Here is an 8605-nt window from a genome sequence, read left to right as displayed (position 1 = left end):
TATCACCTTCTACTTTTTTTTGTTTTTGTGGGTGTTTTTGTTTGGGGGCGGCCCGCGCGTGGTCTCAAACAACCACCTCCCGTCCCCCTCCCGGGGGGGGGGGGGGGGGGGGCCCCCCCCCCCCCCCCCCCACGTCGGCGTACGCCCTCCCGCTCGACCTCGGCGGACGAGTGGGCTGCGGCCTGCGCTACTCTTGAATGTCGCCGCTGTCGCACCGCGCTGACCGTGCGCGCTCCGAGGGCGGCGACAGCCGCATTTTCCCAGCTCCAAGCCCCAGGAAGTGACATGCCTCCGAAGAAGAAGCTCGTCAAGACGTTCACGCTTCAGTTGCCGGCGGGCCAGGCCACGCCGGCGCCGCCGGTCGGCCCCGCGCTCGGCCAGCACGGCGTGAACATCATGGAGTTCTGCAAGTCCTACAACTCGCAGACCGAGTCCCAGCGGGGCGACATCGTCCCCGCCGAGATCAGCGTGTACGAGGACCGGTCCTTCACCTTCGTGCTGAAGACCCCGCCCGCCGCCCGGCTGCTGATCAAGGCTGCCGGTGTGCAGAAGGGCTCGGGCGTTCCGCAGGCGGAGAAGGTCGGCTCGATCAGCCGCGTCCAGCTGCGTGAGATCGCCGAGAAGAAGATGGCCGACCTCAACGCCAACGACCTGGCCCAGGCCGAGAAGATCATCGCCGGCACCGCCCGGTCGATGGGCATCACCGTCAACGACTGACGTCGGCCCCGCCGACGACCCGACCGTGGGAGGGCTCGCGCCGAGCGGCCCGCCAGAGACCACAGGAGTAATCAGCAATGCAGCGCAGCAAGAGCTACCGCAAGGCCGCCGATGTCATCGACCGGTCGAAGCTCTACACCCCCGCCGAGGCCGTGAAGCTGGCCAAGGAGACCACCAACGTCAAGTTCGACGCCACGGTCGAGGTCGCCATGCGCCTCGGCGTCGACCCGCGCAAGGCGGACCAGATGGTCCGCGGCGTGGTCAACCTGCCGCACGGCACCGGTAAGACCGCCCGCGTGATCGTGTTCGCCGGCGGCGCGAAGGCCGAGGAGGCCGTCGCGGCGGGCGCGGACGAGGTGGGCACCGACGAGCTGGTCGCCCGCATCCAGGGTGGTTGGCTCGACTTCGACGCGGCCATCGCCACGCCGGACCAGATGGCCAAGATCGGCCGGATCGCGCGGATCCTGGGCCCGCGCGGTCTCATGCCGAACCCGAAGACCGGCACGGTGACCATGGACGTCACCAAGGCGGTGCAGGACATCAAGGGCGGCAAGATCACCTTCCGGGTGGACAAGCACTCCAACCTGCACCTGATCATCGGCAAGGCCTCCTTCACGGAGACCCAGCTGGTCGACAACTACGCGGCGGTGCTCGACGAGGTGCTGCGCGCCAAGCCGTCGGCAGCGAAGGGCAAGTACCTCCGCAAGGTCATCCTGACCACCACGATGGGCCCGGGCGTTCCGGTCGACCCGAACCTGGTGAAGAACCTTCGTGAGGACGCGGCCGAGGCCTGATCCGACAGTTCGCTCCACCGGGGCGCCGCCACCACCGTGGCGGCGCCCCGGCGCGTCTGTGGTGTGGCAGTCTCGGCCCCATGCGGTTGGAGAACGTCTGGTTGCGGTACCACCGGCGTGGGCCGTGGGTGCTGCGAGGCGTGGACGCGCGGCTCGGTCCGGGCGAGGTCGCGGTCGTGCTGGGTCGCAACGGGGTGGGCAAGTCCACGCTGCTCCAGGTGGCCGCCGGGGTGCTCCGGCCGGGCCGGGGTCGCGTCGCCGACCGCCCCGCCCGGGTGGGCTGGGTGCCGGAGCGTTTCCCGGCCGAGCAGCCCTTCACGGTGGCCCGCTACCTGACCGGCATGGCCCGGGCGGCCGGCCTGGGTCGGCCGGCCGCCGACGAGGCGGTGGCGGTCTGGACGGAGCGGCTCGGGCTGGGCGCGTTCCGCGCGGTGCGGCTTCCGGAGCTGTCCAAGGGCACCGCGCAGAAGGTGGGCCTCGCTCAGGCGATGCTGCGACCGCCGGGCCTGCTGGTCCTCGACGAACCGTGGGAGGGCCTGGACGCCGCGACCCGCGACCTGGTTCCCGAGTTGATCGACGAGGTGGTGGCCGGCGGCGGCGCCGTCCTGGTCAGTGACCACCGGGGCGAGACGGTCCGGCTGCCGGGCGCGCGTCGCTGGGCGGTGGCCGACGGCTCGCTGACCGAGGAGACGTCGCCGGGCGAGGCGATCGCGGTGGTCGAGGTCGCGGTGCCGGCCGCGCGGGTCGCCGGCACCCTCGCCCGGTTGCGGGCCGAGGGTCACCAGATTCTTCGAGTACGCGCCGACACCTCCATCGCCGCACCACAGGCGCGACCCGAGCCCACGCCTGTCCGGCCGGCCGGTGAGCCCGCGCCGGAGCATCCGGGGGCAGCCGTGGACGTCGAACCGATTGTCGAGCCGACCGTGGGGGAGGCCCGATGAACGCCCTGGTGCGGATGCGGTTGGCCGGTTTCCTGCGTACCGGGCGGGCGTTGGCGCCGCTGCTCGCCGGCCTCGTCGCGCTCGGCACGCTGTACGGCGGCGGCCGGGCCCAGCCGGCGGAGGCGTACGGCGTGTCCGCTGTGGTGCTCTTCCCGGTGCTCGCCTGGCAGACCAAGATCCTGCTGGACATCGAGCCGGACGTGCAGCGTCGGCTCGCCCAGGTGACGGTCGGCGTGGCCCGGGAGCGGGCTGCGGGGCTGCTCGCCGCTGGCCTGGCGGCGATGGTGGCGGTGGCCGTGGCGCTGCTCTTTCCGTGGCTGGTTGGCGGGGTCACCGGCCCGGTCGATCCGGGGGACCGGTCGGTGCCGGTCGGGCTCGCGCTGGGGCTCTGGGCGCACCTGCTGGTCGTACCCGCTGCGGTTGCCCTTGGCGCGCTGGCCAGCCGGGCGTCGGTAGGCGGCGCCGGGTACGGTGTCGCGGTGCTGGCCGTCGGTGGCGTCGGCGCGGTGGTGCTCGGTCTGCGCGGTTCGGTGGTCCCCTGGCTGGCGCCGCCGATCATGGCCACGGCCCGGACCACCGCGGGCGACGCCGCCGCGCTCACCCTGCTCGGGCTGACCGGGTGGGCGGTGGCATGGAGCGCCGCGGTCGCCGGCGGATACCTGTGGCGGCGCCGGGCCGAGGGCTGAGCGGGCGAAGGGCTGCCGGGGCGACGGTGACCTGGCTCACCAGGGGCGATTTGGTGCTGGTGGCGTGGGCGCGTACGCTTCAAACGTCATCCGTGTTCTCACGGATGAGGAACCACCCAGAGACCGCTGGTCACCGTGCTCCGGCACGGTCGAAGGTCCCGCGACACACGGGCGACCCGCGTAGGGCGGCAAGCGTAACTCGGCAGTGAGCATGGTCCGCCGACCGTGTCGATCCGCCGGCCCTCGCCCCGTGCGCCCTGCGCCGGGGCTTTTTCGTTGTCGCGCTGCCCTCGCCTGACGTTCCGGCTCCGGCCGAGACGGGGACCAGCCTCGAGTAACGAGAGAGGAGGGACATGGCGGACAAGCCGATCCGGGCCGACAAGGCCACGGCCGTCGCTGAGCTGACCGAGAGCTTCCGTAGCGCGGGCGCCACCGTGCTGACCGAGTACCGCGGTCTGACGGTCTCCCAGCTCACCCAGCTGCGGCGCTCGCTCGGCGCCGAGACCAGCTACACGGTCGCCAAGAACACGCTGGCGAAGCGTGCTGCGACGGACGCGGGCATCACCGGCCTCGATGAGCTGTTCTCCGGTCCTACCGCGCTGACTTTCGTTTCGGGCGACGTCGTCGAGGCGGCGAAGGGGCTTCGCGACTTCGCGAAGGCCAACCCGAAGCTCGTCATCAAGGGCGGTGTCTTCGAGGGCAAGGCCATTTCCGCGGCCGAGGTCACGAAGCTCGCCGACCTGGAGTCCCGCGAGGTGCTGCTGGCCAAGCTGGCCGGCGCGATGAAGGGCAACCTGAGCAAGGCCGCGGCCCTGTTCCAGGCTCCGCTCTCCAAGGCCGCCCGCGCGGCGGCCGCCCTGGCGGACAAGAAGCGCGAGCAGGAGGGCGCCGAGGCGGCCTGAGGCCGCGCGGCGCACCCACGTTCTTAAACAACCTTTAGAAAGGACGCCAGATATGGCGAAGCTCAGCACCGACGAGCTGCTCGACGCGTTCAAGGAGATGACGCTGATCGAGCTCTCCGAGTTCGTGAAGCAGTTCGAGGACACCTTCGAGGTCACCGCTGCGGCTCCGGTCGCGGTTGCCGCGGCTGGCGGCGGCGCCGCTGCTGCTCCCGTCGAGGAGGAGAAGGACGAGTTCGACGTCGTCCTCGAGGCTGACGGTGGCAAGAAGATCCAGGTCATCAAGGTCGTGCGTGAGCTGACCGGCCTGGGCCTCAAGGAGGCCAAGGACGCGGTCGAGTCCGCGCCGAAGGCCATCCTGGAGAAGGTCAACAAGGAGACCGCCGAGAAGGCCAAGGCCAAGCTCGAGGGCGAAGGCGCCAAGGTCACCCTCAAGTGACCTGAGCTCCACCAGCGCTGTGTCCGGCTCGTGAGCCGCGGCACGATCGCGTCACGGCGGGCGGCGATCCGACTCGGATCGCCGCCCGCCGTGTTGGTGGATCGGGTGACAGCCGTCCTGAGCTGGGTGCCGAGGAGTGTCGCCCGACCACCCGGATGAGGGTCGCGGGTCGCCCCCAGGTGGGAAAGAAGTGACGACCCGGATACCGGGCCTTGACGCGGCACCGGCCTGCCAGGCACGCTGACACCAGCAAGACACCGCGCTTGCGACGGCCACGATGTGGGTATGACAGCGGCGGCACCATCGACCGCAGCATCCCGAGCGGCCCAGCGGGAGCGTTGCGTTCTGAGCGGCCCGGCAAGCCCCGGTTCACGGGGGCCGAGGCACGTTCCGCAACGACCTGTGGGTTGGGCTGGACAGCGGTTAGCCTCTCGGCTACACTGCTAGTTTGCGCTGCCTTCCGACTAGACCCCTGCTCGGAAATGTCCGGTTACGGATATTTCTGGTGGGGTCATTGGAGTGCACGCGTACCAGCCGTTCTGCAGCACCGGTCCTCGGAAGGACGCATCTTGGCAGCTTCCCGCCCTGCGAAGACCAGTCGTACGTCGAGCGCTTTCGCGCCCCGCCGAGTTTCATTCGGCAGGATCACCGAACACCTCGAGGTCCCCAACCTCCTCGCCATTCAGAACGAGTCCTTCGACTGGCTCGTCGGCAACGAGGGTTGGCAGGGCCGGTCGGCGGACGACCCGCACGCACGCTCGGGTCTCGCGGAGATCCTCGAAGAGATCAGTCCCATTGAGGACTTCTCCGGCACCATGTCACTCTCCTTCTCGGCGCCGCGCTTCGACGAGGTCAAGGCCTCGATCGAGGAGTGCAAGGAGAAGGACCTGACCTACTGCGCTCCGCTCTTCGTCACCGCGGAGTTCACCAACAACACCACTGGCGAGATCAAGAGCCAGACGGTGTTCATGGGCGACTTCCCGATGATGACGCCCAAGGGCACCTTCGTCATCAACGGCACCGAGCGCGTCGTGGTCAGCCAGCTCGTCCGGTCTCCGGGTGTGTACTTCTCCAAGGAGCCGGACAAGACCTCCGACCGCGACCTCTCCAGCGTCAAGGTCATCCCGAGTCGGGGTGCCTGGCTGGAGTTCGACATCGACAAGCGTGACACGGTCGGCGTACGCATCGACCGCAAGCGTCGGCAGGCCGTCACCGTCCTGCTCAAGGCCATCGGATGGTCGGCTGAGCGGATCCGCGAGCGGTTCGGCTGGTCCGAGCTGATGATGACCACGCTCGAGAAGGACCACATCGCCGGCCAGGACGAGGCCCTGCTCGACATCTACCGCAAGCTGCGCCCTGGCGAGCCGCCGACGCGCGAGAACGCCCAGACCCTGCTCGACAACCTCTTCTTCAACCCGAAGAGGTACGACGTCGCCAAGGTCGGGCGCTACAAGTTCAACAAGAAGCTCGAAGTCGACGTGCCGATCACCACCGGCACGCTGACCGAGGACGACGTTGTCGCCACCGTGGAGTACCTGTGCCGGCTGCACGCCGGTGAGGATGGCTACGAGGCCGACGACATCGACCACTTCGGCAACCGGCGCCTGCGGACCGTGGGTGAGCTGATCCAGAACCAGGTTCGGGTCGGCCTGTCCCGGATGGAGCGGGTCGTCCGCGAGCGGATGACCACGCAGGACGTCGAGGCGATCACCCCGCAGACCCTGATCAACATCCGCCCGGTGGTGGCGGCGATCAAGGAGTTCTTCGGGACGTCGCAGCTGTCCCAGTTCATGGACCAGACCAACCCGCTGGCGGGTCTTACCCACCGGCGCCGGCTGAGCGCGCTCGGCCCGGGTGGTCTGTCCCGGGAGCGGGCCGGCTTCGAGGTCCGCGACGTGCACCCGTCCCACTACGGCCGGATGTGCCCGATCGAGACGCCGGAAGGCCCGAACATCGGCCTGATCGGCGCGCTGTCCACCTTCGCCCGGGTCAACCCGTTCGGCTTCATCGAGACGCCGTACCGGAAGGTCGTCGACGGTCGGGTCACCGACCAGATCGACTACCTGACCGCGGACGAGGAGGACCGGTTCGTCAAGGCCCAGGCCAACGCGCCGCTGCAGGCCGATGGCACGTTCGCCGAGGACCGGGTGCTGTGTCGTCGTAAGGGCGGCGAGACCGAGGACGTCGTCCCCGGTGCCGTCGACTACATGGACGTCTCGCCCCGGCAGATGACCTCGGTCGCGACCGCCATGATCCCGTTCCTCGAGCACGACGACGCCAACCGGGCACTGATGGGCGCGAACATGCAGCGCCAGGCGGTGCCGCTGGTCAAGGCCGAGGCGCCGCTGGTGGGTACGGGCATGGAGTACCGGGCCGCGGTCGACGCTGGCGACGTGGTGGTCGCCGAGGTCGGCGGTGTGATCGAGGATCTCTGCGCCGACTACGTCACCATCCACCAGGACGACGGCCACCGCCGGACGTACCTGCTGCACAAGTTCCGCCGTTCCAACGCCGGCTCCTGCGTCAACCAGAAGCCGGTGGTCTTCGAGGGCGACCGCGTCGAGGCCGGTCAGGTCATCGCCGACGGGCCGTGCACCGACGAGGGCGAGATGGCGCTCGGGCGCAACCTGCTCGTGGCGTTCATGTGCTGGGAGGGCCACAACTACGAGGACGCGATCATCCTGTCGCAGCGCCTCGTGCAGCAGGACGTGCTCACCTCGATCCACATCGAGGAGCACGAGGTCGACGCCCGGGACACCAAGCTCGGCCCGGAGGAGATCACCCGCGACATCCCGAACGTCAGCGAGGAAATGCTCGCGGACCTCGACGAGCGCGGCATCATCCGGATCGGTGCCGAGGTCGTCCCCGGCGACATCCTGGTCGGCAAGGTCACGCCCAAGGGCGAGACCGAGCTGACCCCGGAGGAGCGCCTGCTCCGCGCGATCTTCGGTGAGAAGGCGCGCGAGGTTCGGGACACCTCGCTGAAGGTGCCGCACGGCGAGACCGGCACGGTCATCGGTGTGCGCACGTTCTCCCGCGAGGACGGCGACGAGCTGCCGCCGGGTGTCAACGAGCTGGTCCGGGTCTACGTCGCCCAGAAGCGCAAGATCCAGGACGGCGACAAGCTCGCCGGCCGGCACGGCAACAAGGGCGTCATCTCGAAGATCCTGCCGATCGAGGACATGCCGTTCCTGGAGGACGGCACCCCGGTCGACATCGTGCTCAACCCGCTGGGTGTGCCGAGCCGGATGAACATCGGCCAGGTGCTGGAGACGCACCTCGGCTGGGTGGCCAAGACCGGTTGGAAGGTCGAGGGCGACGACACGGACTGGAAGCGGCAGCTGCGCTCGATCGACGCGCACGAGTCCGAGGGGGACACGAACGTGGCCACCCCGGTCTTCGACGGTGCCCGCGAGGCCGAGATCTCCGGCCTGCTGGCGTCGACGCTGCCGAACCGTGACGGCAACCAGCTGATCGGTTCCAGTGGCAAGGCGCAGCTGTACGACGGTCGCTCCGGCGAGCCGTTGCCGGACCCGATCGCGGTCGGCTACATCTACATCCTGAAGCTCAACCACCTGGTCGACGACAAGATCCACGCTCGGTCGACCGGCCCGTACTCGATGATCACGCAGCAGCCGCTGGGTGGTAAGGCGCAGTTCGGTGGTCAGCGTTTCGGTGAGATGGAGTGCTGGGCGATGCAGGCGTACGGCGCCGCGTACGCCCTGCAGGAGCTGCTCACGATCAAGTCCGACGACGTTCTTGGCCGGGTGAAGGTCTACGAGGCCATCGTCAAGGGCGAGAACATCCCGGAGCCGGGCATCCCGGAGTCGTTCAAGGTGCTGCTCAAGGAGCTGCAGTCGCTGTGCCTCAACGTTGAGGTGCTGTCCAGCGACGGTGTGGCCCTGGAGATGCGCGAGACCGACGACGAGGTGTTCCGGGCCGCTGAGGAGCTGGGCATCGACCTGTCCCGGCGCGAGCCGAGCTCGGTCGAAGAGGTCTGAGGTGAGCGGTCGGGGGGGGGGGGGGCCGGCCCCCCCCCCCCCCCCCCCCAAAAAAAAAAAAAAAAAAAACAACAAAAAAAAAAAAAAAAAAAAAAAACAAAAAAAAAAAAAAAAAAAAAAAAAAAAAA

General features: G+C 68.8%; 7 protein-coding genes. All 7 read left to right on the top strand.

Annotated features, from left to right (window positions below; all coding sequences use genetic code 11):
- Nucleotides 1-285: 285 nt before the first annotated feature.
- Nucleotides 286-717: a 50S ribosomal protein L11 gene (rplK, locus tag ABZ780_RS31485; RefSeq protein ID WP_357012915.1), complete on the top strand. Its 432-nt coding sequence runs from the start codon at nucleotides 286-288 to the stop codon at nucleotides 715-717.
- Between the two features lie 77 nt (nucleotides 718-794).
- Nucleotides 795-1511 carry a 50S ribosomal protein L1 gene (rplA, locus tag ABZ780_RS31480; RefSeq protein WP_357012916.1) on the top strand — a complete coding sequence of 239 codons (717 nt, stop codon included), beginning with the start codon at nucleotides 795-797 and terminating at the stop codon, nucleotides 1509-1511.
- An 80-nt stretch (nucleotides 1512-1591) separates the two neighbouring features.
- Nucleotides 1592-2452, top strand: a complete 861-nt coding sequence (locus tag ABZ780_RS31475) for an ATP-binding cassette domain-containing protein (protein ID WP_357488368.1) — start codon at nucleotides 1592-1594, stop codon at nucleotides 2450-2452.
- Nucleotides 2449-3138: a hypothetical protein gene (locus ABZ780_RS31470; protein WP_357012918.1), complete on the top strand. Its 690-nt coding sequence runs from the start codon at nucleotides 2449-2451 to the stop codon at nucleotides 3136-3138. Before ABZ780_RS31475 ends, ABZ780_RS31470 begins: the two co-directional genes overlap by 4 nt.
- Nucleotides 3139-3491: 353 nt before the next feature.
- The gene (rplJ, locus tag ABZ780_RS31465; RefSeq protein WP_053653962.1) at nucleotides 3492-4040 is read left to right on the top strand and encodes a 50S ribosomal protein L10; all 549 of its coding nucleotides are present in this window, start codon (nucleotides 3492-3494) and stop codon (nucleotides 4038-4040) included.
- 52 nt (nucleotides 4041-4092) lie between these two features.
- Nucleotides 4093-4476 carry a 50S ribosomal protein L7/L12 gene (gene rplL, locus ABZ780_RS31460; RefSeq protein WP_357012919.1) on the top strand — a complete coding sequence of 128 codons (384 nt, stop codon included), beginning with the start codon at nucleotides 4093-4095 and terminating at the stop codon, nucleotides 4474-4476.
- Nucleotides 4477-5045: 569 nt separating this feature from the next.
- Nucleotides 5046-8477: a DNA-directed RNA polymerase subunit beta gene (locus tag ABZ780_RS31455; RefSeq protein ID WP_357012920.1), complete on the top strand. Its 3432-nt coding sequence runs from the start codon at nucleotides 5046-5048 to the stop codon at nucleotides 8475-8477.
- Nucleotides 8478-8605 lie beyond the last annotated feature (128 nt).

Origin of the sequence: Micromonospora sp. NPDC047467 (assembly GCF_040643095.1) — a bacterium.
Lineage (GTDB): Bacteria > Actinomycetota > Actinomycetes > Mycobacteriales > Micromonosporaceae > Micromonospora.
Note: the sequence above shows the minus strand (reverse complement) of the source record. Positions and strands in the feature narration are given on the sequence as shown.